The organism is Pseudomonas sp. PAMC 29040, from assembly GCF_003994535.1.
In the GTDB taxonomy this organism is placed as follows: domain Bacteria; phylum Pseudomonadota; class Gammaproteobacteria; order Pseudomonadales; family Pseudomonadaceae; genus Aquipseudomonas; species Aquipseudomonas paraversuta.
Window position 1 is genome coordinate 56,893 of record NZ_RZAA01000003.1, and the last position, 23,041, is coordinate 79,933.

Sequence of the window (23,041 nt, forward strand, 5' to 3'; positions counted from 1 at the left end):
TTCAGGCGGAAAAGTGCCTGAGCGGTGATCGCTCAGGCATGTTGGTCGAAAACAATTTTAGGCAACTAGTCGAAGAGCCGAGTCGAGTGCTCGTTGTTTGATTTGCGCTCCTTGCCCGAACCAAGCTGAGTCCATCCGGTACTCTGAACTCCTGGCACGACGCTCGTGATCGACATACTCAGTTACTGCGTTTAGCAGGCCCCACGCGGTGCCGCGAGCGGACTCCATGTCTGATCCGCGACCTTTGCCTTCGTACAAGTTTTGAACCTTCTCCAGCGCTCGTTTGTTGGGTAGTACATCGGGAATGGGATCATGGGCGTAGGTCTCACATAGCACCTCCATAAAAAAGCTCATCGCCTCAGGCCACTGAACTTTGCGTTCGGAGAGCACGCGCATCCGGTACATGAATTCGTCCCATTGCGAGACGGCAATACCGAGTTGCTTTTTCACCGACTGAGGATTGAATCGCGTGTTATGTGGGACCTTGATTGCATGGGGAATACCATCCAAGGCAATGCTCAACGTGTTGTTGCAAACCACACGAACGGTGGTCGGCGTGGCTGTGGTCGCGAGGGTGCCGTCACACGAGGTCGCCAGCAACAAGTAGCCATTAACCTGATCGTTGCCCTTCAAGGTGGCGTTTTGCCCGGTTCGCGCTAATGCCCAAAACTTACGCCCTCCCTTCAGAACACCTGCCGTTTCCAGCTTATAGCCGGACACTTCAGTCAGGTCACGGTAAAACTCCATAACCTCACGCGGCTGGACAATTTGGTAGCGGTTGGATACTACGGACAGCGGAGCCTTGGTGTCGGAACGGTACAGTACCTTTTGTTCTGGGAATGAGTGAATACTGCCCATATGGCCGATGGCGTCGGCTTTGAAGTGGACGGGGCTTTCCTGGATCTGCCAGTCCATACCGGCTTCACGCTGCCAGATCTCGATAGGTTGTTTTTGAGTCAGCTGCCTGCCGAGGCCATGCCACGGGGTTGCACCAACGTAAGCCATTTGTTCGATTTGATGAGCCATGATTACGATTCCTTAGTGTGCAAGCCGGCATAAAGGCCACGCATCGCGTGGCCCTGTCCGGACGTATTAAAAGAGAGAAGTGGGAAACGGTTTAAGCAGGGAGGTTGAAACGATGCCCACAGATCAGGCAGAGGTTGTGGGCGAGTACATGTTGGTCAAGCTTGTCGCCGAGTTGAGCGCCTAATGCACAGCCGCCAGCGCCGCCAACAAGCCCACCGAGGATGGCGCCAGAAACGGCTCCGAGAGTGACGCCGAACGGGCCGGCGACTGCGCCGACGGTGGCACCCGCCTGACCGCCAGCCAGTGCTGCACTGACGCCGCGTGCTGCGCCGCCGACCGTACCGAGGGCAGCTGCAATTTTCATGGCTTGGTGGAAGGACGCGATTTTGGGTGAGTTACAGCGAGGGCATTGCAATGACATGGTTCGAAGCTCCATGGTGGGATGTCAAAGCAGTGATGTGTGATTGAGAAATTTTCGAATCGGATCTGAGCTTTGGATGAAAGATATGATCCGGGCCTCGGCCAACAACGAAGGCTAGCAAAAAGTCGTTTAGGCCTTGAACAGCCAGGGGCGATTGGCCATTATCTGACTCTGTGCACGACATTCGGATGGTTGGCACGCCTGCCCGCTCCGTTCACGAGCGTTACTCAAGCGGCTTTGCTCAAGGAAGGATCCGTATGGAAATGCTCTTATCTGTAACTTTTATGGTGGTCACTTGACCTTTTCGTAGCCATATACATTTCCTAGGACGTACATGAGCGCATCAGCCGAAAACTCGACTTCGATCGTCATCGATCTCGATCACAGCGATAGCAATACAAAGCTTGAGGTAAATCAGCTCGTTCAGCATCAGAGCTACAGCACGCTTGCGAAGCGCATTAAGACAGATTTAGATAGTGCCAAGAAGCTCCGTCAGCTCCAACACGCCTCTCGAATAGAAAATGAATATCCGTATGGCAGCGGATTGGTTTACTTCATTGATGGTACCCGCGGTGCAGGAAAATCTACGTTCTTGCAAAGCGCCTTTGACGCACTGGGAAATGAAAAGACCGAGCCCAGCGTCAGCCGATTGGCCTATATCGATCCAAGCCGCATTGAACACAGTGAAATCATCCTACTGAGCATCTTAAAAGCCCTTAAAGACCGCATTAAGGGTGCTAAAAACGGCTCTAGCTTGGACCAGGAAAACCTACTCAAACACTTCCGCGAGCAGTTCAAGAAACTAGCAGGAGGGTTAAGCCTTTTTACCCAGAACCATGATCAACTTCAGGATCTAGACCCGGAACTGTTTTTTGAGTGGGGCTTGGAGCGGGCAGGGCACAGTGCGGAGCTGCGCAAAAACCTCCACGCGCTTCTCGATTTGGCCTGCCAGGTTCTAGGCACTGATGCGCTCCTCCTCGCCTTTGATGATGCCGATACCCATGCGCACCACGCGCGTAGCGTGCTCGAATGCATACGTAAGTACCTCGATACTCCACGCCTAGTGGTCCTTGTAACCGGCGACATTGAACTGTATTCATTAATGGTCAGGGATCACTTTTATGAGAGCCTAGGAGATGCCAAGCATGGTCAGGCGAAGGAGCGCGCAGACCAGCGTCATAAGATGGTCGATCATCTAGAAGACCAATATCTTCTCAAGCTTTTCCCCATGCACCGTCGTTTGCAATTGCGACCGCTTTGGAATCTTCTTCAATATGATGAAAACCGGTTCCGACTGGCCCATTCTCAATGGGATAAGCAGTTAACTCCAAATGAATTAGTCGGCACTTTGATCCGGCGCGGCCTGCGAATCAAAAATCCGCGTGATCTTGATCTCTATCGAGAGTTCCTACTAAAACAGCCATTGCGCTCGGTGCTTCAAGTGCTGTCTCGATGCGCGCCCTACTATGACCCAGAAGGCCCTGACACATGGAGTCAAAACCTTTCCGAAGCACTGAGCGAGAGCTTACGAGCGCTAGCTCTGGGCAGCTTGTATAAGTTTGGTGTGGATGTTGACGCCATCGCAGCCCACGAACTACCTGCACTTACCAAGGCCGTGTTTGACTTGGCAATACGTGACGGCGATTTCGACACAGCTGTGTACCTCCGCCCCCAGCCAAGTGACGCTGATCTCAAGAACAGCTTCGCCGCACTTTCCGCGGATGTAACACGTTTATGCGCGGAGAAACCGGCGGCGCTAATCGACTACATGCTGGCTGCACCTGGCAGCGTGGCGCTGTTCGGACGGGTGTTAAGGCGGAAGGGTAAAGAACTCCAGACTGCAGAAGCTCGTCAGACCCTACGCATACAGTTCGAACAATATATGGGCATCGGGCGCAAAGAGGACGCCTTAAATTGGGCCCGCCACGCTGTAGCAATTCTCTCTGCACCTCATGGAGCTAACCCGAAAAACCCACTGGTCTACTCCGGCATCATTGGCCTTAACAAAGGCAAGCCTGACCACGCCCCTATTGAGAGCGAATCTGGCTATAGGTCAGCTCTTAGCGTCATCAGAGAATTCAACGAACTACCAGCTTTCGCGCTCAGCCTTGTGGATGTATCGGGAACATCATCTCGGACCTATGCATCGATCTACAATATCCTTGGCCTTATAGCCCGGTTGCTCTCACTTCAACCGAAAGGTGGCCAATACCCTGTACTTAGTGTGTTACCGAAGCCGTTTCCTCCGTTGAGCGTATCCCAACCACAATGGGAAGCCGACACGGCTGATGAAGAGGAGCTCGAGCAAGATGCGTCTGGGGACGCAGGAAAGCTCACCACACTCGAAACAGCGATCAAACATTGGCTTACCGTAACTGTAGAAACCCGCAAACAGTTGAACCCATCGGCTGTACTGATCGGAAAGATCTGGACCCGCCTGTATTTCAGTCTTGAAAAAGTGTGTGAGGCTAACCGATCGAAGGTCTCCTCTATGTCGACGGGAACGGGAACGGCCAGCCTCATGGAGCTTTTTGCTTTGTGCGTCATCAATGCTGTCTATATCGAGGAGCAGGATCACCATTTAAGTAGCGGTACAAATTCTACTGACAGTAGTTCTGCGTTGGATCGTACTAATCCGCAGACATCAGCCAAAGCTTTTATTGATAAGTTCAAGGATATCAGTGACTCTCGCAAAGAGCTCCCTCTGACTTACCTCATTGCAACCTGTCCCTTGCTCTTAGGGCTATTGCAGGCAACTCCTAAAGCGAAGGAATTGGTCGATTCTCTTCTGTCCTGTCTCCCTGCTTCATTGGATGCGCATGAAGAATCAAGCGATTCACGGCCTGAAAATTTAGCGCTTCAAGCAAAAGATTTGATGTGCTCTACGAACACTTGGAAAAAAATCAACAAAACATACATTTCCGGTACTAAATGGAAAAATATGCCGACCCAGGACCGTCCTCAAGACAGCTCTGATGAGGAGTCAGTAGGACCTTGAATAACGACATGCGTGAACAACCTATCTCAGTTCTTGCTCAGATAGGCACTACGCTTCTTTCCAGTAACAAGGTACTTGCCTTGTTGCGGCAGACGCCGTTTCATCAGCCACTTAGCTTGCGAGAACTACGTGAGGCGGCGTATCTGGGGCATTTACCTTGGTCGGCTCGCTTACCTGATCATGTTTTTGAACATAGCTGGCAATTGCTGGCACAACAGGCTGCTAACAGAGACAGAGCTTGCCTATTGATAAATGCATTGCAGGCAATGAGCAATGAGTTTTTGGAGCACCGGCACGGTGCCTTGTATGTTAAGCAACAGAAGTTTGGTGCTTGGCAGCAAAGTGTTGTCAGTCGCATATCAGGCTTGCCTTTGCTGGCGGCTGCAAAAGCCTCAGTGCTGCCTGCAATCGAGATGCGGACCCAATGGCCCTGGGAGCCTCCGCAAAGCTGGGCTAGCAAGAATCTGCCTGTCGTCAGCCCATACGACCCTTTTGTAGAAGATTACTTAGGCCGTGAGGGACTGCATGAGACGCATATGCACCTTAATGGGAGCACGCATGCGGAGAATTGTTGGCTGCGGGCACTTCGTACGCCCAAACAGGAAACCAAGGACTTCAGTCTGAAGTGGAACAGCCTCAGCGCGTCCGACGCTGCAGCAGTTCGTGAATTAGCGAGATCCATCGACCCGAACCTCTCGCCTGCTGAATTGCATCGTCAACTAGTCGCAGCCAGCCGCTTGAGAAAGTGGCTGGTGGCGGCAGCGACCGGTACGCTCAGCGCAGAAGTCAAACTTCCCCATGATCTCACTGAGCTGATGGACGACGAAAGCCTACAAAAGGAAGTGCCGGAACCAGTGCCGGCACAATTGCAGCTTTCAGCGAATAGTAGCGCGGCGGACGAGTTGTATTGGATACAACACTTTTTACGCAGGAGCATGAATTATTCTAGCGTAGCGCTCGATCGCATGTTCCACACTTATCTAGTTCTCCAAAACCAGTATTATCGCCTTCTGGTGCAAAGCGAAGAGCAATTTGGTTTCGATCAGTTTCAGAAGTTTACGTACAACCAGTTGCGGGAACCCGCCGAGGAGGACTACCTGCCTCGTTTCTGGGCCATGCATGGCAAAGCGAGTAACGTAAGTCGCACTACCTATCTCGAAGGTCGACTGTCACCTAAAAACACATTACGTAAGAACCACAAGCTGCTCAAAGCTGTTTTGGGCGGTTATTGGTGTTACCTAAATAATCAAGATCCTCAGGGGCGTGGAGTAAATCCGTCGCCCGGTAAACTTGGTGAGTTGCTGGAGAGGCTAGAAGAACATTTTCGCAAAACGTCGCCCCTTGATCGCTCGCACCACCGCCTTGCTTTAGTTGTGCATTTCATAAAAAAATCTTGGACGCCCGGCCGAAAGGCAGGTCCGTACCGCTTTTATAAGCAACGTTTGGAGCTTGAACTTACAACTAATGTATTGCTGGAATGCCTAGCTCGCTGGCCCCGCCTGAGAAGCTGGATACGCGGAATCGATGCCGCTGCAAATGAACTACATGCTCCTCCTGAGATATTTTCCAGTTGCTATCGTGTGTGCCAGCGGGCAGGCCTCACTCACCGCACCTATCATGCTGGTGAGGACTTTGCGCACCTTTTGAGTGGGCTTCGCACCATATATGACGCATTGGAGCTTCTTGATCTGCGTGACGGTGACCGCATAGGTCATGGAACAGCGATGGGTATCTCGCCCAAGCTGTGGCTGGAGCGTATGCCGGGTCAGTTGGTGATCAAGAAAGGCGAATGGATGCTGGACTTGCTGGCCGCGTGGCGTCTGCTTCGTACCATACCAAGCGCAGCAGTCGCAGCCGCGCGTGTGGCGGATGATTTGACTAAATGCGCAGGCGAAGTGTTCCGCCGAGAAATGAGCTGTACCTCACTAGAGGCCGTTATGGAACTCCGGCACCTAAACATTCGCTTTGTACAGGCTGCCCTAGAAACAGATTGGTCCCCAGGCATAACTCCGCTAAGTGATCTCTGGCAGAGTGAGGCGCAAAGGGTCATGGACGCTAAACGAAGCCGCCCTCAACACTTAAAGCTGTTGTGGGAATGGCTCAGCGATCGAGATTTGTGGGAGCGAAGTGAGACACTGCAGAGTGTTGACGCGGCTTATTTCGATGAGGCCACCTATCTGCATCTCCAGCAGGCATTAATGCGTGAAGTCGCTCACCGCAATGTGATCATCGAAACACTGCCATCAAGCAATGTGCGCATCAGTCAGTACAACAGTTTTAGTGAACACCACTCTCTACGCTGGATGCGCGCACCGGGTTTTGTTCAAGAAGGAGATCCAGAAATTATGGTTTCTCTCGGATCGGACGATCCGGGAATTTTTGCCGGGGATTTGAATGGTGAGTTCTACCAGCTATATGGCGCTCTGCGCAATCACGGCCTAAACGACCGTGCGGCACTGGCGCTCCTAGCCCCAATCAATGAGCGTGGCCGCGCTTATCGTTTCCATGACCCGCTACTAGGCTAAGTATTGGCCAGAGGTGTAGACCGCCCCTTTCTATCGTTCAAAAGGATGAGTATGTTAGGACTTTGGGGGCAGTCTCCTGGAAGCCACTTACGGCATGTGTTGCTCGTGTCTATCGCTTTTATCCGCCGCATCTTCTTGAAGTTTATCTAAGCGCTAGGTTTTCGTTCCGGTTCGGACCCTCAGATCTGATCTAAAAACTTTTTATATAGTTTTCAAAGGTATGCGTCCGGCCAAGTCATCTACCCAGCCCCTCGAAGCCAGGACATGGTGTGCACTTAAATTTAAGTGGGCACCAGTTTCAGCCTTTTAAGCGGGTATTTCATGCAGCCACAACGCCGTTCCTACTCCAAGTCCTTCAAGGCCCAGGTCATCCAAGAGTGTGCCCAGCCCGGCGCTTCAATTGCCAATGTCGCACTGAGCCATAGCCTCAACGCGAAGCTCGTCCATAAGTGGATTCGGCTGCAATCGCAAAATAGTGTTGTCGTGCAACCTGCCTTTATTCCGATGACATTGCCGTCGTCGGCGTCACGACCGGATGTCGCCCCAGCCATGATCTGTCTCGAAATTCCACACCCGCGCGGCGCCGTCAAAGTGAATTGGCCGACCGAAAGTGCTGCTGCCTGCGCAAGCTTTCTTCGAGACCTGCTGCGATGATCCGTCTTGACTCCATTTGGCTTGCCACCGAGCCGATGGACATGCGCGCAGGCACCGAGACTGCGCTGGCCAGAGTGATCGCGGTGTTCGGTGCGGCGAAGCCGCACTGTGCTTATCTGTTCGCCAACCGCCGGGCCACTCGTATGAAAGTTCTGGTGCATGACGGCTTCGGCATCTGGCTGGCTGCTCGCCGGTTGAACCAAGGTAAGTTCCACTGGCCAGGCATTCGCCATGGCTCTGAAATGGAGTTGGATACCGAGCAACTACATGCCCTGGTATTGGGCCTGCCATGGCAGCGCGCTGGTTCCGGCAGCGCGATCACACTGCTTTAACGGCTGCCATTAGCCTATCGCTCTATCGCCGCGAATTGTCTGGTCTGGCAAAATCGGCACCATGACTTCCCCCGATCTCGACCACCAGAATCCTGAACAACTGCGCGCGTTCGCGGCACAGTTGATGCGGCGTGTCGAGACTCTCGACCATCAAGTCGACACGCTGGGTAAGACGGTTGATACGATGGGCCAGAAGATCAACCGTGACCAAACGGTGATCGAGAAGCTGACCCACGAGATCGCACAACTCAAGCGTTTGAAGTTTGCCAAGCGCAGCGAGCAGCTGAATCCGCAGCAGGCCAGCTTGCTCAATGACCTGATCGATACCGATATCGCGGCGATTGAAGCAGAGCTTCAAGCCTTGCAAGCCGCTCCGTCGCCGACCGAGCAAAAGCGGAAGCCTAAGCGCACTGCGTTGCCGGCAGAGTTTCCACGCACATTGATCCATCACGAACCGGACAACACCCACTGCCAATGCGGCTGCGCACTCAAGCGCATCGGTGAGGACGTCAGCGAGAAACTCGACTACACGCCCGGCGTATTCACCGTCGAGCGTCATGTTCGTGGCAAGTGGGTCTGCGATGACTGCGAAACGCTGATCCAGGCGCCGGTTCCGGCGCAGGTCATCGACAAGGGCATCCCGACTGCTGGGCTACTTGCTCACGTCATGATCGCGAGGTTCGCTGATCATCTACCGCTTTACCGCCAGGAGTCGATCTTTGGTCGAGCTGGCTTGGCGATTCCACGTTCAACGTTGGCTCAATGGGTTGCCGTTACTGGCGTGCAGTTGCAGCCTTTGTTCGATGCACTGCGCGACGTAGTGCTGGGCCAGAAGGTCGTCCACGCGGATGAAACACCGGTGCAGATGCTCGCGCCAGGCTTGAAGAAAACCCACCGTTCTTATGTCTGGGCCTACGCCACCAGCCAATTCTGCGAAACAGCAGCTGTCGTCTACGACTTCAGCCCCAGCCGCGCCGGTGAGCATGCTCGCAACTTCCTGCAAGACTGGAAGGGCAAGCTGGGGTGTGATGATTTTGGCGGTTACAAGGCCAGCTTCGAACTCGGTGTAACCGAGATCGGCTGCATGGCCCATGCCCGGCGTAAGTTCTTTGAATTGCATGCCACCAACAAGAGCATGCTCGCCGTACAGGCGCTGCGCTACATCCAGTTGCTTTACGAAATCGAAAGTGAAGTGCGCAACTTTGAGCCGGATTTAAGGCACCGAATACGGCAAGAAAAAGCCGTGCCGGTGATGGATATGCTGCATGCCTGGATGATCGCCCAGCGTGATCTTGTGCCCGAAGGTTCGGCTATCAGCAAAGCACTGGACTACAGCCTGAAACGCTGGGCAGCGCTATCGCGCTACCTCGATGACGGGGCCGTACCCATTGACAATAATTGGGCCGAGAACCAGATTCGGCCGTGGGCACTCGGGCGCAAAAACTGGCTCTTTGCAGGTTCCCTGCGCAGCGGAAAACGGGCGGCGGCGATCATGAGTTTGATCCAGTCGGCGCGACTCAACGGGCATGATCCGTACGCCTATTTGAAGGACGTGCTCACGCGCCTACCGACGCAACGGGCAAGTGATATTGCGCAACTGCTGCCGCATAGGTGGCAACCGGTTTAGTGACGCAAGACGGGAGGCCCGGACGCATACCCTAGTTTGATGAATTGCATCGAGTGCCTCCTTGGGCTCTGTATGAAATATTATCGGACGAAGAGCGGTTACTGGATTCTTGGACCAAATCCACCATAAGGTTTCAACGGTACAACAGAAGTAACTTCCAGCATCCCGGAATTTACCAGTGGCAGCGTTGCCAGCTTTTCCCGAACGGCAGTCTCGTTTTCGGCTTCAACCAGCAGGCAGGCGCCACCCATGTCACCACGGTGCCAGATGTTGCGGATAAATCCCTCCAGATAGAGAGCCCTGGCACGCTGAGCTTCGGCTTCGAGATGAGGCGCAAAATCCGCATCGGAAAAACGCTCCGAGACTCGACGCGAAAGCGTGATGAACTGCATATATATCCCCTTCAAGGCGTTCGTCGTTTAAACAGTTCACGGATAATTGCAAAAAATACTATTCTGGTCTAAGACGCGTTCTGCATGACTTGAGACCCGATTCACATGACCTTAGATCTTCGATTGCTTGTTGCGTTTATTGCTGTCGCTGAAACTGAAAATGTCGGTCAAGCCGCCAGCCGTCTACATATCTCGCAGTCGCCTTTGAGTCGGCAAATCATTCAGCTTGAAGCGCAGCTTGGTCTGAGGTTGTTCGAACGCGTACGTCAGCGCATGCGCCTGACTGACGAAGGACGTCTTTTCCATCAGGAGGCGCGCAGCTTGGTCGCCCATGCATCTGAAGTCGAAGCAGCGGCGCGCAGTATCGCTCTTGGTGAGACCGGCCATATTGCCGTGGGTTATGTCGAAGCGGCCATGCACTCCAATGTATTACCGCGTGCCCTTGCGGGCCTACAATCAGGCCATCAGGCTGCAACCTTCGAACTCCGTCCCATGGGCTCCTCAGAACAATCCGAGGCCCTGCTCGGTAGATCGCTCGATTTCGGGCTGGTTTATTCAGTTCCTGAGAGCGCAGACATAGAGTCCATGGAGGTTTCAAGCGAAGCGCTACTGCTTGTTCTGGGAAAAAGACATGCTATGGCCACGCAAGCGAGCATTGCTCCTCAAGACTTGAACGGAGAGCGTTGGGTTGCCTTGGCCCGGTCAAAAAATCCTGCGGCCCGCCAGCGTTTTCTTGAGAACTGCTCCGCTTGCGGTTTCTTGCCTGACATCAAGGTAGAGGCGGATGACCTGCTGGCAGCCTTGCGGCTGGTGGCCTCAGGTTTGGGCATTACCTTTGTCCAGGCGAGTCTTCGGAATTTTCTTGCAGATAGCGTCATATTTCGCGAGCTGCCCTGGTTTCCTTCACGGGTCAGGGTCTATGCCATCTGGCGCAAGGGCGACCCCAAGCCGCTTGTCGCGACGCTCCGGCAAGCGCTCTTGGCGGCTTAGCATTAATTCGGCAAGCGCTCTTGGCGGCTTAGCATTAATTCGGCAAGGACTAGATTCAACTCCATCTCCACATGGGGACTTGCGTGCCTACGTGTTGGAGCCAAACGCACGCATTGGCCGTTTTGCCGTAAGCGCCTGCCGAAGGCACCTTGGCTAAGCTATTACGGAGTTACTGCCGCATAAATGGGCGACCGTTTAACTATGCAAGGTGTGTTCCGCGGACGCTTACTTTCAAAGAGCGTTTTTGAATGCTCATCGTATCGAAACTACTTCTATCTTGATTTTCTCTGATAGCCGACTTCGGTTGAAGGTGATACGCAAAGCCTGGGCCGAGGCCCAAGACTTTTAATCATCTTTAAAGAGTTTACTCAGCAGGATCAGGGTCTACCTGTTCGTACATGGTTTTTTTGTATTCAATTGGGTGGCCCACAATCTCGTCAGCGTAATCGCACTTGCGATCCATGAGGTTGTTTAGGTAGGTGCTGGGCGGCGTCAGTAAATCACTATTTTTTGTAGCTGTTGCGAGCAACCAAATCAATCCAATTCCAACCTCTATACAGAAAACCATGCCGATTTCTACCTGTTGCCCCCAACGATACAGGGTGACGAAGTCATATTCAGCTTCCGCTTCGCCCCTATCTTTTTTGATATGAGGCATCAGACCCCTAGGGTTTGGATGTGCCCCGAAGTCTATGCATACGTTGTACAGAGCTTTGAGGTACTCCTCTAGATCTGCTTGATGTTTACCTACCTCAACGGCAGCTAATTCAACCGCTGGGCCAAAGGTTTTTTTGTGCAGTCTGAGGGCGTCCTTATCCTTGTGACGGTTCTCCCAGAGAATCTCCGTTTCGGGCCTGTTCTTAGCGACAAGTAAAGCGTAACTGGCGCATTCCAACGCCGTTCTAAGCGAGCTATGTATCGCAGCAGGATGCCCAGAGATAGCAGTGCGGACAGCAGCAAGGAAAACTGCCTGAGATTGAAGTGCTAATTGTTGAGCCGCTGAGCCGAGGACTCCCCAATTTATGATCTGTTCGCCAATCTTGTTTACGCACTCATTCAACAGCTGGAGAGCTAAAGGGTTTTTTTCCCGTACTTCCTTGGTAACGGTGTCCGTACCATCCAAATAAACAGTGAGGAAATTGTTTGTCGGATCGTTCATTTTATCTTCCTGATTTGATGGGTACATAAATTTCACTATTTTTTCAAAACATGAGAGCAGGTAATAGCTGCAAGATGAACTTCTGCAGCCATCCAGAGGATTTATAAAGTATTTAGGCCTGTTTTTCAGAGCATGGCTGCGTCAGATACGGCGCGGGCCTACTGGAACGGTTACAAACCTGCAGCTTTTTTTTAGACCTTTTGTTGCCAAATATAGCACTGCGTCTTCAACCTCGGGCTGCGAGACTCCTTCAGCATCCATTGGTAGGAACAGGCGAGCAGGAATGTCGCCCCGAAGGTCAGGGAACTGCGCTTTGGTGCCGCCGAAATGTGTCTGCATAGGGTTTGTAATCTGCTCGGTTGTAGGGGCTCCCGCATTTCGTCCTTGTCACCTTCGGCGAGCGCCACCTCGATCAACTCAGGCTCCCGCTCCCAACCATGCTCGTTGAGAATAGTGCTGGCCATTGAGGGCATTGACGCCTTTCGTGAACCATCCGCTTCAGCGCCATGGTTACTAAAGAATCGCAGACCCATTTACATTGCGTGTCACAAAGTCGGCCCAATCAGCCATCAATACACGGCGTTTTTCCAGTAAGTCACTCCGCCAGTAGGCCGCCTCAGCACCGTTGGCGACAACGTGAGCCAAAGCCATCTCGCAGACTTCGCGTGCATGGGGTGTACATTCAGCAGCCCAGTCCCTGAATGTGCTCCGAAACCCGTGAGCAGTAATGACTTTGTCATTGCTATCGCGCCAGCCCTTGCCACCATCTTCCAGATCCTTTTGGTCCATGCGACGCAAAGTCATTAACATGGCCATATTGCTAATGGGGCGACCTTTACGGGCCCCTGGAAAGAGCAACGAGCTACCTTTGATTCGTGGGAGAGCATTGAGCAGTGCGATAAGCGCATCAGATAACGGCACGGTATGAATTTTCCCCGCTTTCATTCGCACCGCTGGAATCGTCCATAGCTTGGCTTTCAAATCAACCTCACTCCAGTCGGCTTCAAGAACTTCGCTGGTTCGGCAGGCAGTGAGGATCGTCATTTTGAGTGCGTGGGCGGATTGCCCTTCGACACTATCAAGTGCCGGTATGAAACGAGCCAGCTCCGAGTAAGGCAATGCCGGGTGGTTTTGGGTGCGTTTAGCCTTGGAGCTCGGTGGTAACAGCTTGTCTAGGTGTCCACGCCAGCGTGCTGGATTTTCACCGTCTCGCAGTCCACGTGCTTTGGCGGCATCAAGGACTAGTTCGATCCTGTTACGAACCCGGCTAGCTGTTTCGGCTTTGCTGCTCCAGATGGGTTTTAGAATATCGAGGACGTGCTCGGTGGTGATCTGGTTGGTGGCGAGTTCGCCGATGACGGGCGCGGCGTAAGTAGCCAGTGTGTTCGTCCATTGCTGGGCGTGTTTGACGTTTTTCCAGCCAGCACGATGAGCCTCTATGTAATCCGCTGACACGTCCCGGAACGTGATGGCTTTGTTTTTACGTTGCAGCTCAGCGGTCACTTGTGCCGCTCGTTCATCGTCACGAGCCTGTAAGGGGTCAATACCATCGCGCAGTAAGCGGCGCTTATCACTACTGTTTTGCCGAGCTTCCTTAAGATCGATTGCGGGATAGGTGCCTAGCCCCATCTCCCTCCGCTTTCCGGAGAGCTGAAAGCGCAGTACCCAATACTTCTTCCCATTGGGCTTGATCAGGAGGCGTAGACCATCTCCGTCCTCGTAGGTGCCTGGGGTAGTCAGATTTTCAATTTGCTTAGCGGTCAGCTTTCCCATGGGAATATCCTATATCTGTTTTGTTCCCCCATTTGTTCCCCCACAAAGGCTAGGAAGGTGACGAATGTTGGTGGACGTCTTGAGACGATGATAGGCTTATAAGTGCCGTATTATAAAGGCTTGTAGGATTTATTGAGTTTTTGGTGGATTATGATTTGGCGGACTCCTTCACCGCCACATTCTAAAAGTTCTTACAAATCAATGATTTGAAGGATTTTGAAAATAGCGATTTGTAGCAGGATTTTGTAGCAAAATTTGGACCATCAAATTTTGCCCCTGCTATGAGTCGCTATTTTTTTGCCTGAAAAAAGCCTAGTGCTTTACATCCCCTTGCGAGGCAAGATTTTTTTGCCAGAGCCCCTCTCTGTTCCTATGCCTGATGGCGTTATGCTAGTGTCTTACTAGATGGTTATACCTATCGGTTAGATTTGTTCTGAGCCTTCATAACAGTAAAAGCGGGTTTGATGCTGGTTGAAAATTGTGCTTCCAAAGAAAGGGGGCTGGTATTTGGCTTGTGCCTAAAATTGCGTACAGTAGAGGTGTTATATCTGGTATGAAATCTAATAATGATGAAAAAAGTATGATGCCCTTAGTAATCACAAGTATGGCAGTTATTTCGCCACTTCTTGTTATTCTAGGTATTGTAATTGGCGATAGTTTAGGAGGAGGGGCTCTCACTAGCGATTCGATGTCCTCCTGGTTATCCGCGATTGCTACGGTAGCAATCGCTGTTCTGACATTTATTTTAGCCAAAGAAACTTGGTATCTAAGAGCAGCACAAATTCAACAGCTTAAAGAGCTAAAGCGTGAAAATATTCGTCCTAACGTTGGGTTAGAGTTTGAGCATAGCCCTGTGGGAATACATTTTATAAATGTAAAAATTAATAATTTTGGAAATGGTATCGCAAAAAAAATTAGATTCAAGTTCTTGGATCGTAACGGTGATCTTGTAAGTACAAATGAAGATGTTTTGGTTGCGAAATTTAAAAATTTAGCAATGTTTACGGTAGGTGTTGAGTCCTTGGGGATTCGGCAGGTTATTTCTACTTTTTTATTCAGTTTTTTAGATCTACAAAAAGAGTTGAAGGGCGATATATACAGCCCGTATGTTCGAGTTCATATTATTTTTGAAGATGTAGAAGGTACTTTGTACGAAAATGAGTTCTCTATTGACTTTGCGCAATATAAAGGGATGGTGGAGTTAGGTAAGAACCCGCTCAATCAGATTGCTAATGATATTCAAAAGATTCAAAAAGATTTTTCAAAAATTACTCGTTCTAATAATCGTATAGGAGTGAATGTTTTTTCAGAAAAAGACCGAGTGCAAGAAGATGAAAGTACGAGAGATTGGCTTGCTGAACAGATGAGAAAGGAATGAGTAGGGATTTCGGAAGGAGGTTTTAGTATTAGTTGAGAGGTTTTTAGAAGGGTTGATATCGGGAAAAGAGTTTTTATATTGTCGGTATGAAAAAACCGCCAATGGCAGATACCAATTCAAGTCAGGGCTTGCCAGTTTCGTGTCAAAACTCACGAACCAAGATGAGGTATTGAACTTGTATAGCGGGAATACCACTTATTCTATTGCTATATATATTGGTGAGTACATAGGAGCAGGTGTTCATCATGCAGTTATTCTACCAAACAACAACATTGTAGGCGGCACCGCTAACGGTTCGTTTTTTGAAGGAAAATGCAAAATCACATGGTAGATAGAATCAATGCTACTTGATTTAATTAGTGACTAAATAAGGATATAGATATGCGATATAAAGTGATTTATGAGTGCATTACTGATGGAGCCAAGCAACGCTCCGAATTTGAGTTTGATAGTGACACTGTGCCAGCACAAGACGACCCGAGTGTTTTGAAACTTGCCAGCAAAGATTCAATAAAATTTTTCAAATTAGGCGTAGCAGGACTTACGATTATTGCGGTCAACCCGAAACAACAATATTTCTAGCAGTATATAAAAATATGTGTCGTAGCATCATGCGTATGACTTGCTATAAATCAAACAGTGGAGGTGCTTAAAGTGGGGAGTTTTGTCAAGGGGATGGGAAGTGTTGCATTTTGGGTGGTCGCATTTCTGGCCTTCCTTTCGCTCCCAGTGGTGTTTTTTATCGGGTTGGCGAAGGCTTCAACTTATATACTGCCGTGGGTGAGCACCTTTGCGTGGTTCTGCTTAGCCGTGGTTGTTTTTATACTGCTGCCTTTATCTATATTTAAAAAGTTACGGGTGTATACAGGCACCGCTATATATCTAGCATCATTCGCATTTGGCTTGTTGTTATTTCTGTTTAGCCTTCTAACCACCTGGTCTCTTTGGGGTGGCTTTTGGGCCTTTGTGGGCGTGGCTGGGTTTGGTGGTTTGATAATTCCGTTCGCATTGCTCTCAACGATATTTAACGGCGTATGGGTTGGAGTGGGGATCATTGTTGCTCTGCTTGTTCTCACATGGGGTTTCAGGTTTGCGGGGCTTGCGACAGCGATGAGTGGCGAAGAAGAATAAAAATTCTCGTTAAAAAATCTGTAAGTGCTCTATGAACCCCACCTTTTAAAGGTGGGGTTCATAGAGCACTTACAGAAAAACTGGAAAGCATCATGAAATTATCATTAGCACCTTAGTCAATCTTGATGATAGAAAAATTAAAATGGTTCATTGATATATTAAAGGAAGAAAAAGTAGATACAACGACCGTCACTGACGTAAAGGTAAAATGTAGATAATTTAATTTGTCTCATTATCTACATTTAGATTGTTTACTTAGAACAGTTGTTTCTAACTCTGGTATACATTTCTGCAAATCCATCAAGCCTATAATTGATGGTTCGAACAGTTGTCGATGTGGTGACTCGCAAAACACCTTCCCTGCCGTTTAGAAGGTCTTGAATGAGAGGTTCTGGTGGTTTAGAAAAAAGAGCAGAGTACGTTGCCATTTCCGCAGGTACATCGTATGTTTTCTGCTTATCGACATAGATACGATATGACACGGAACTACCTGGGGTCGCGATAATAGCGGATTGCTTTACAGTCAGAAATACTGTGCCCTTAGCGCAAATAGCACCTAAACCATCTCGTCTATATTCTCCGTGTGCTACCAGACCATCGAGTCGAGTATTTTCTACTGTTGAAGTGTAGCTATAATCTTCGTCGAATAGCTTTCTACCATAACCATGTTGTTGCTTTCCAAGTATCCCTGCCCGAACCTTGTTCTCGTCTACTGATTTCTGAACTGGGTCGCTAATCTCATCAACCAACCCCAAATCGCCCAAACCATAAGGCTGGTCAAACATTACTTTTCCCGAGTCGTCTGCGACTTTGACGAGAAGTAAACCGTTAGGGCTTCTAAAAGTTTGCACGATAGTGACTTTTTGACCGTCAGCCAAGGCGTCCCGTATGCCCATGTATGTTTGGTCTTTTGTGACGATATAACTTTTCCCAAGATAGTTTGCATCAGCTGCATACTGGCCATTGCTTTGCTGAGTGTGCTGGCAGCCCACAAGACTAAAGCTCAACATGGAAACACACAAAAAACTCTTCTTATACATCCCTGTTTACTCCTATATTTTTAATAAAATAGTTACACGGAAAACATGCCTTTCGCACCAGCTGTTTCATTGCACCCAGTATGCCATGCTAATTTTTTGACCAACACAGGGTGTTTAGTATAATGAAGTCCTATATTGATTGGCTTGAAAGTGGGCTCAAACTTTTTGACTGATTATTTAGCGTCAAAAAAAGCACATGAAAAAACCGCCATTGGCGGCCTCCATAAAAATAACGCAATCATTTTATCACAACGCAAAACTATTGGCTTTCGTTTAATAACAACACTAAATAATATCAGCGTAACATTTAAGCAGCCAAAATCAAGACTAAACGCAAAAATTTTCACATATATATGTTAAGTTAAATAAATAACATTAAACATATATATAAAACTAAATTACACATCAAGATATACAGTGTTGCCGCTGACCGAAAACTGACCCAGGTGTTCAACTGCTTCTGCTCAATTTTTGAGCAGGAGAACACAGGGTGATCAGCATGGAAATGATGGGCAAAATTCGGCGCATGTATTTTCGCGACAAGCTGTCGCTGCATCAGATAGCCAAGCGTACCGGGCTGTCGAGAAACACCATCCGAAAATGGGTCAGAGCACCCGAAGCAACTCAGCCGGCGTACCTGCGGTGTGTAGCCTCCAACAAACTCAGTCCGTTTCACCAGACGCTGGAGCAAGTGCTCAAGGCCGATTCGTTTCGGGCAAAGCACAATCGCAGGAGCGCCAAAGCGCTCTTCGAGCAGATTAAGGCCGAGGGTTACGACGGGGGCTACAGCCAGCTCACCGCCTTCATACGTTCGTGGCGCTGTGAGCAAGGCAAATCCTTACGGGCCTTTGTACCTTTGTCGTTCGCACTCGGCGAGGCCTTCAGTTCGACTGGAGCGAAGAAGGCCTGCTGATCGGCGGCCTGTTTCGACGCATCCAGGTCTCCCACATGAAGCTGTGCGCCAGGCGCACATTTTGGTTGGTTGCGTATCCCAGCCAAGGCCACGAGATGTTGTTCGATGCCCATACCCGCTCGTTTGGCGCGTTAGGTGGGGTGCCGCGTCGCGGCATCTACGACAACATGAAGACCGCTGTCAACAAGGGTAAGGGCCGCACGGTCAATGCTCGATTTGCCGTGATGTGCGCGCACTATTTATTTGATCCGGATTTCTGCAACGTGGCCTCTGGCTGGGAGAAAAGCATCGTCGAAAAGAACGTTCAGGACGGCCGGCGACGTATTTGGCTCGATGCTCAAGATTGCATGTTCCACACCTTCGAAGAACTGAATGTCTGGCTTGGACAACGCTGTCGTGCGCTCTGGAACGAGTTGCTGCACCCACAGTACAACGGGCTGACGGTGGCGGACGTCCTGGAACTGGAACAGGTGGAAATGATGCCAATGCCCACGGCCTTTGACGGCTATGTCGAACGCACGGTGCGGGTCTCCAGCGCCTGTCTGATCAGCGTGACGCGAAATCGCTACTCGGTGCCGTGTGAACGGGTCGGTCAGTGGGTCAGCAGCCGCCTGTATCCCTCCCGGGTAGTGGTCATCGCCGATGAAACGATGATTGCCAGTCACGAGCGCCTCTTTGATCGAGACCAGGTCAGCTATGACTGGCAGCATTACATCCCACTCATCGAACGCAAGCCCGGAGCGCTGCGCAATGGCGCTCCGTTTGCCGATCTGCCAGCCGTTGCTGCTTCTCAAGCGTGGTCTGAGACGTCACACCAATGGTGATCGAGTCATGACGCAGGTACTGGCTGCGGTTCCCATCGCCGGGCTCGATGCCGTGTTGGTGGGTGTGGAGTTGGTACTTGAATCAGGCAGTTTGGGCGCTGATCACATCCTGAATGTCCTGGCTCGACTGATATCGACAGCAGCCCCTCCATCTGCCGAAACCAGTCTTCAACTCAAGGTCGCGCCTGTCGCCAATACGGCTCGCTACGACCGGCTCCGTACCACCGATGAGGAGACTCGCAATGCGTGATCTTATGGCGGAACTCAAAGAACTGCGGCTGCATGGCATGGCCAGCGCATGGGAAGAGCTGGCGTCCCAAGGAGAAGCTTCGACGGCGTCGTCGAAATGGCTGCTCGAGCATCTGCTTCAACAGGAACATGCAGATCGCGCCGTACGCTCTGTGAATCATCAGATGAACATGGCCAAACTCCCCATGCATCGTGATTTGGCAGGCTTCGACTTCAGCGCTTCCATCGCAGACGCCCGCTTGGTCAGGGATCTGTCCAGCCTAGAGTTCACCGATACCGCGCAGAATGTCGTGTTCATCGGCGGGCCTGGAACAGGTAAAACGCATCTGGCCACCGCCTTGGCCGTGTCCGGGATCAAGACGCATCACAAAAGCGTGCGCTTCTACTCCACGGTGGATCTGGTCAATTTGCTGGAGCGCGAAAAATTCGAGGGTAAGGGAGGCCGAATCGCTCAAGGACTGCTTCGCACAGACCTGGTGATACTCAATGAGCTTCAGTCAGAGCGGTGGTGCCCTGTTATTTCACCTGCTGTCCAAGCTATACCACCAACCTCAGCTTCTCGGAATGGTCGAGTGTGTTCGGTGACGCCAAGATGACCACTAGCGTTGCTAGATCGGCTGACACACCACTGCCACATCGTCGAAACGGGCGACGAGTCCTGCCGCCTGCAACACAGCAGCTTGGTCGACCAGACAAAGATCAAATCACGTGAGCGAAAGCGCAAGGACGATGACGGTACAGAGGACGATGAACCATTTTAATCAACACCGGGAGTTCCCCGCCGCATCCCTGGATGCGGTGGGGCTTAGTGCCTATGTCAGCAGGAAACTGCTGCTAAGCTTATCCACAGTTGCTGATGCAAAAAATCAGCAATCCGCCCTGGGTCAATTTTCAATCGGCGGCAACAGTTTAAGGTCTGTAAGCCACGTGTTTACTGGGTTTTAACTGGATTCGTGGAAAGTCTCTCCTTCACCGCCACATTAAGTAAACACAAACCCCTGATTTCCCTAGAGAAAGTCGGGGGTTTGTGGTTTCTGGCGTCTGCAAAAAGGCGATATGGAAAGGGTAGGGGATTTTCTGTTTTTTGCGGCTGCGTGAGCACCGCCACCGGCAAGGGGGTCTACTAAGCCCGGGATATGGCCCGGGCCGAGGTCTAGGGCAGACGGGTAGTCCAAAAGCTTGACGCCGTGTCCGGAGTTAGTTGGCCACTACACAGCAACCTCTGCGCGTTACCTGAATCTCTTGATATCGAGCCGGCTTTTCTTTACGCAGCTCCTCCAGCATTGGCAGGGCTGCAGTGGGGTCATTCAGCGGCAAGTCTCGCAGAGAGTCGATCTCACAATCCCACCACTTGCTATTCAGCAATTGCGAAATCATTTCTGGTGTATGCCTGTATTTGACTACTTTCGCAGGTAAACCTGCGACTACTGCATAGGGCGGGACATCATGAGCAACCACTGACCGGGTGGCAATTATCGCTCCGGTGCCAACTGTTACGCCTTCCATGATCATCGCACTGTGACCAATCCAGACATCATGGCCAATGGTCACGTCGGATATTTCAGGATCGTAGGTCAATCCAGTGTTGGTGTACTGGAATGGATGAGAGCTGAGCCAGGTGGAAGGATGCCCGCCCTTTTCTTGCCCGATGACACACCCCGTTCCGATAGAGCAGAACCGGCCGATTGAGGAAACCGCGGTAAGGACACAATCACTTCGGATATAGGTGTGGGCGCCGATCTTCAGGTTTTTAGGCTCAATGATCATATGCCCCAGAGATACGCCTTCCTCCAGACGCAAGGTGCTTCTTTTGTGCAGTGAATGCAGGCCGCCAGAAACTTTGCATTTGTGCTTGCGAATCCAGTTCTTCCAATATCGGTTTCTGATGTAGTTAATAATTATTTTCATGGCAGTGATCGCTGGCTTCTAATGCAGGACGTGTCTCACTGTGCATTTGTTTCAATGTGTTACGCAATGGAGGTAGTGATTTTTTGTCCCCGTCACGGGCCATTCAACCTCTAGGTCGGTGAAGGTATCGAATATCTGGGCAGTGTCATTGATGGGGGTCAAAAGGGGGCGTAGTTGATCCTGCTCGATGCCAGTAGTGTCCGTCGGTCAGAAAAAAAGCCTTTATCTAAACCTTTGTGGTCATGGGCCTTCAGATTCAGTGCAGGGAATAAACCTGCCTTTTTCTGGAGGACGTTATGAAACACCTGATTGGCCCTAAACGCTTCGTCGCAGGCTGTGCCCTTGCATGTGCCCTGGTGGTGGCGGGTACCGCTGTAGCAGCCAGTCCGGCCAACTTCGTGGATGAGGCATCTGCGGCCGGGATAGCCGAGATTGAAACCAGCCGTATGGCGATTGGCAAAACGTCTTCAACGGATATAGAGAGCTACGCCGTGGAGATGATCAAGGACCATACGGATGCCAACCGGGACTTGAAAGAACTCGCGCAAAAGCACGATCTGCAAGTCTCGACCGACGAGCAAATCCTGGGTAAGGCCAAGAAGCTGATGCTGCAAATACAGGAAGGCGACTCATTTGATGCCGCCTATGCCGCCAATCAGGTCAAGGCCCATGAAGAGGCCATTGAGTTGTTCGAGCAGCAGATCAAGAACCCTGACTCTCCCGAATTGAAGGCCTTCGCCGAAAAATACCTGCCCAAACTCGAGATGCACCTGGTGATGGCCAAGAAGCTGGTGGACGCCCATCACAAATCTTGAGCCGCACTCCCTGAATCTTGCAAAACCCTGTGGGAGTCTGGCTTTGCAGCGATGCGGGCAACAGGTTTTGCCTGAGCCCGCGGGGTGAACCCGTCTCGGGAAAGCCAGCTCCTACAGACCTGCTGCTGGCAATGGAGGTTCAGGGTTTTGGTGTGGTTGGCGGTGCAACCGGGTCACTGCCAATCGGGCCATTGCCATCAGTATTCATCCCGCCCTGACGCCCGGGGTCATCGCCCTGCACCCGTGGGTCCACTGATGGATGGTTAGGTACGTCTGCGTCGTTATGGATCTTGGAGTCGAGATTGATGGTGGGCTTGACGTCCTGGCCGGAGGGCGGCTCGGTCGGTTGTATCGGCACGGTCGGGCCAGTGGAGGAGTCGGCCAGGCTGGTGGCGGATACCACACAGAGTGCGGCGGCCAGCGACAGGATTTTGATCGATGAGCTAATCATGGTTGCGTCTCCAGACAGTTGGGAGTCGTACCTGATATTGGTGTGCTGGCGCGGGGGATTAGTGCGATGCAAGCGACGAGCGGTGACGGGTTGACCCTGCACCGCTGGCGGGGCGCTCAGACTGCGATGTCATTCAAGCCGCAGTATTCTTCCCAGCTCATCTCCAGGGCTTCGGCCACTTCTTGATGGACTTCAAGGCGCATGGCTTCGAGCTCCTGCGGCGAGCGGGCGATCAGTTGCAGTGCCAGCTCCCAGGCTTCAATACCCAGATCGTCGGCGGCGCTCTCGAATGCCCAGAGAATTTGTTGCTGTCGATCTTCAGCGCTGAGTTCTTTCATCTCCTCGAGCAGCTCGGGGTGCGCTTTGATGAAAGTGTCCAGGGCCAGTTCGTTACGGGATTCTTTAGGGATCATGCGGCGTCTCGAAGCAGTAAGA

Annotated in this window: 19 protein-coding genes and 3 pseudogenes; 12 read left to right on the top strand and 10 right to left on the bottom strand. The window is 51.3% G+C overall.

Annotated features, from left to right (window positions below):
• Positions 1-57: 57 nt before the first annotated feature.
• Entirely contained in the window at positions 58-1,026 is a 969-nt protein-coding gene (locus WG29040_RS05670) for a DUF932 domain-containing protein (RefSeq protein ID WP_127195820.1), read from the bottom strand.
• Positions 1,027-1,117: 91 nt separating this feature from the next.
• Positions 1,118-1,447, bottom strand: coding sequence for a hypothetical protein (locus WG29040_RS05675; protein WP_127195821.1), 330 nt, complete (start codon positions 1,445-1,447; stop codon positions 1,118-1,120).
• Between the two features lie 334 nt (positions 1,448-1,781).
• Between WG29040_RS05675 and WG29040_RS05680 the strand changes: the two genes are divergently transcribed.
• The 5 genes from WG29040_RS05680 to WG29040_RS05705 all read left to right on the top strand — a co-directional run bounded on the left by WG29040_RS05680 (position 1,782) and on the right by WG29040_RS05705 (position 9,583).
• Positions 1,782-4,445, top strand: a complete 2,664-nt coding sequence (locus WG29040_RS05680; RefSeq protein ID WP_052224618.1) for a hypothetical protein — start codon at positions 1,782-1,784, stop codon at positions 4,443-4,445.
• Positions 4,442-6,970, top strand: coding sequence for a hypothetical protein (locus tag WG29040_RS05685; protein ID WP_177412931.1), 2,529 nt, complete (start codon positions 4,442-4,444; stop codon positions 6,968-6,970). Before WG29040_RS05680 ends, WG29040_RS05685 begins: the two co-directional genes overlap by 4 nt.
• A gap of 321 nt (positions 6,971-7,291) precedes the next feature.
• Positions 7,292-7,624: a transposase gene (locus WG29040_RS05695; protein ID WP_256681522.1), complete on the top strand. Its 333-nt coding sequence runs from the start codon at positions 7,292-7,294 to the stop codon at positions 7,622-7,624.
• Positions 7,621-7,956 (top strand): IS66 family insertion sequence element accessory protein TnpB, encoded by a 336-nt coding sequence (gene tnpB, locus WG29040_RS24490; RefSeq protein WP_133309071.1) that lies wholly within the window; start codon positions 7,621-7,623, stop codon positions 7,954-7,956. Before WG29040_RS05695 ends, tnpB begins: the two co-directional genes overlap by 4 nt.
• A 61-nt stretch (positions 7,957-8,017) precedes the next feature.
• A complete protein-coding gene (locus tag WG29040_RS05705; RefSeq protein WP_127195823.1) occupies positions 8,018-9,583 on the top strand; it encodes an IS66 family transposase in 1,566 nt (521 codons plus the stop codon).
• Between the two features lie 98 nt (positions 9,584-9,681).
• Here WG29040_RS05705 and WG29040_RS05710 read toward each other — a convergent pair whose 3' ends face one another.
• A complete protein-coding gene (locus WG29040_RS05710; RefSeq protein ID WP_095055732.1) occupies positions 9,682-9,975 on the bottom strand; it encodes a muconolactone Delta-isomerase family protein in 294 nt (97 codons plus the stop codon).
• Positions 9,976-10,080: 105 nt separating this feature from the next.
• Here WG29040_RS05710 and WG29040_RS05715 point away from each other — a divergent pair, with 105 nt between their 5' ends.
• The gene (locus WG29040_RS05715; protein ID WP_127195824.1) at positions 10,081-10,965 is read left to right on the top strand and encodes a LysR family transcriptional regulator; all 885 of its coding nucleotides are present in this window, start codon (positions 10,081-10,083) and stop codon (positions 10,963-10,965) included.
• Between the two features lie 364 nt (positions 10,966-11,329).
• Here the strand turns inward: WG29040_RS05715 and WG29040_RS05720 are convergent, their stop codons facing one another.
• From WG29040_RS05720 to WG29040_RS05725, 3 genes and pseudogenes are all read right to left on the bottom strand, one after another.
• On the bottom strand, positions 11,330-12,124 hold the full coding sequence (locus WG29040_RS05720) for a hypothetical protein (RefSeq protein WP_127195825.1): 795 nt from the start codon (positions 12,122-12,124) through the stop codon (positions 11,330-11,332).
• A 346-nt stretch (positions 12,125-12,470) separates the two neighbouring features.
• A pseudogene (locus WG29040_RS24690) lies at positions 12,471-12,597 on the bottom strand (integrase); the annotation flags it as partial.
• A 40-nt stretch (positions 12,598-12,637) separates the two neighbouring features.
• On the bottom strand, positions 12,638-13,897 hold the full coding sequence (locus WG29040_RS05725; protein WP_127195826.1) for an integrase arm-type DNA-binding domain-containing protein: 1,260 nt from the start codon (positions 13,895-13,897) through the stop codon (positions 12,638-12,640).
• A gap of 553 nt (positions 13,898-14,450) precedes the next feature.
• Here WG29040_RS05725 and WG29040_RS05730 point away from each other — a divergent pair.
• From WG29040_RS05730 to WG29040_RS05740, 3 genes are all read left to right on the top strand, one after another.
• Positions 14,451-15,275, top strand: a complete 825-nt coding sequence (locus WG29040_RS05730; protein WP_127195827.1) for a hypothetical protein — start codon at positions 14,451-14,453, stop codon at positions 15,273-15,275.
• A 381-nt stretch (positions 15,276-15,656) separates the two neighbouring features.
• A complete protein-coding gene (locus WG29040_RS05735) occupies positions 15,657-15,857 on the top strand; it encodes a hypothetical protein (RefSeq protein ID WP_127195828.1) in 201 nt (66 codons plus the stop codon).
• A 72-nt stretch (positions 15,858-15,929) separates the two neighbouring features.
• A complete protein-coding gene (locus WG29040_RS05740; RefSeq protein ID WP_127195829.1) occupies positions 15,930-16,406 on the top strand; it encodes a hypothetical protein in 477 nt (158 codons plus the stop codon).
• Between the two features lie 251 nt (positions 16,407-16,657).
• Here WG29040_RS05740 and WG29040_RS05745 read toward each other — a convergent pair whose 3' ends face one another.
• Entirely contained in the window at positions 16,658-17,446 is a 789-nt protein-coding gene (locus WG29040_RS05745; protein WP_127195830.1) for a hypothetical protein, read from the bottom strand.
• 499 nt (positions 17,447-17,945) lie between these two features.
• On the opposite strand from WG29040_RS05745, the pseudogene istA reads away from it, so the two are divergent.
• Together istA and WG29040_RS05755 are read left to right on the top strand one after the other, a co-directional pair.
• Positions 17,946-19,433 (top strand): annotated as a pseudogene (gene istA, locus WG29040_RS05750) (IS21 family transposase).
• A 4-nt stretch (positions 19,434-19,437) separates the two neighbouring features.
• Positions 19,438-20,193: pseudogene (locus tag WG29040_RS05755) on the top strand (ATP-binding protein).
• A 436-nt stretch (positions 20,194-20,629) separates the two neighbouring features.
• Here the strand turns inward: WG29040_RS05755 and WG29040_RS05760 are convergent.
• Positions 20,630-21,340: a CatB-related O-acetyltransferase gene (locus WG29040_RS05760; RefSeq protein WP_158525117.1), complete on the bottom strand. Its 711-nt coding sequence runs from the start codon at positions 21,338-21,340 to the stop codon at positions 20,630-20,632.
• A 296-nt stretch (positions 21,341-21,636) separates the two neighbouring features.
• Between WG29040_RS05760 and WG29040_RS05765 the strand changes: the two genes are divergently transcribed.
• Positions 21,637-22,155, top strand: a complete 519-nt coding sequence (locus WG29040_RS05765; protein ID WP_003446544.1) for a DUF4142 domain-containing protein — start codon at positions 21,637-21,639, stop codon at positions 22,153-22,155.
• Between the two features lie 139 nt (positions 22,156-22,294).
• On the opposite strand, the gene WG29040_RS05770 is transcribed toward WG29040_RS05765, so the two are convergent.
• Together WG29040_RS05770 and WG29040_RS05775 are read right to left on the bottom strand one after the other, a co-directional pair.
• Positions 22,295-22,606, bottom strand: a complete 312-nt coding sequence (locus WG29040_RS05770) for a hypothetical protein (RefSeq protein WP_003446546.1) — start codon at positions 22,604-22,606, stop codon at positions 22,295-22,297.
• 116 nt (positions 22,607-22,722) lie between these two features.
• Positions 22,723-23,019 (bottom strand): DUF6388 family protein, encoded by a 297-nt coding sequence (locus tag WG29040_RS05775; RefSeq protein WP_003446549.1) that lies wholly within the window; start codon positions 23,017-23,019, stop codon positions 22,723-22,725.
• Between the last annotated feature and the right edge of the window lie 22 nt (positions 23,020-23,041).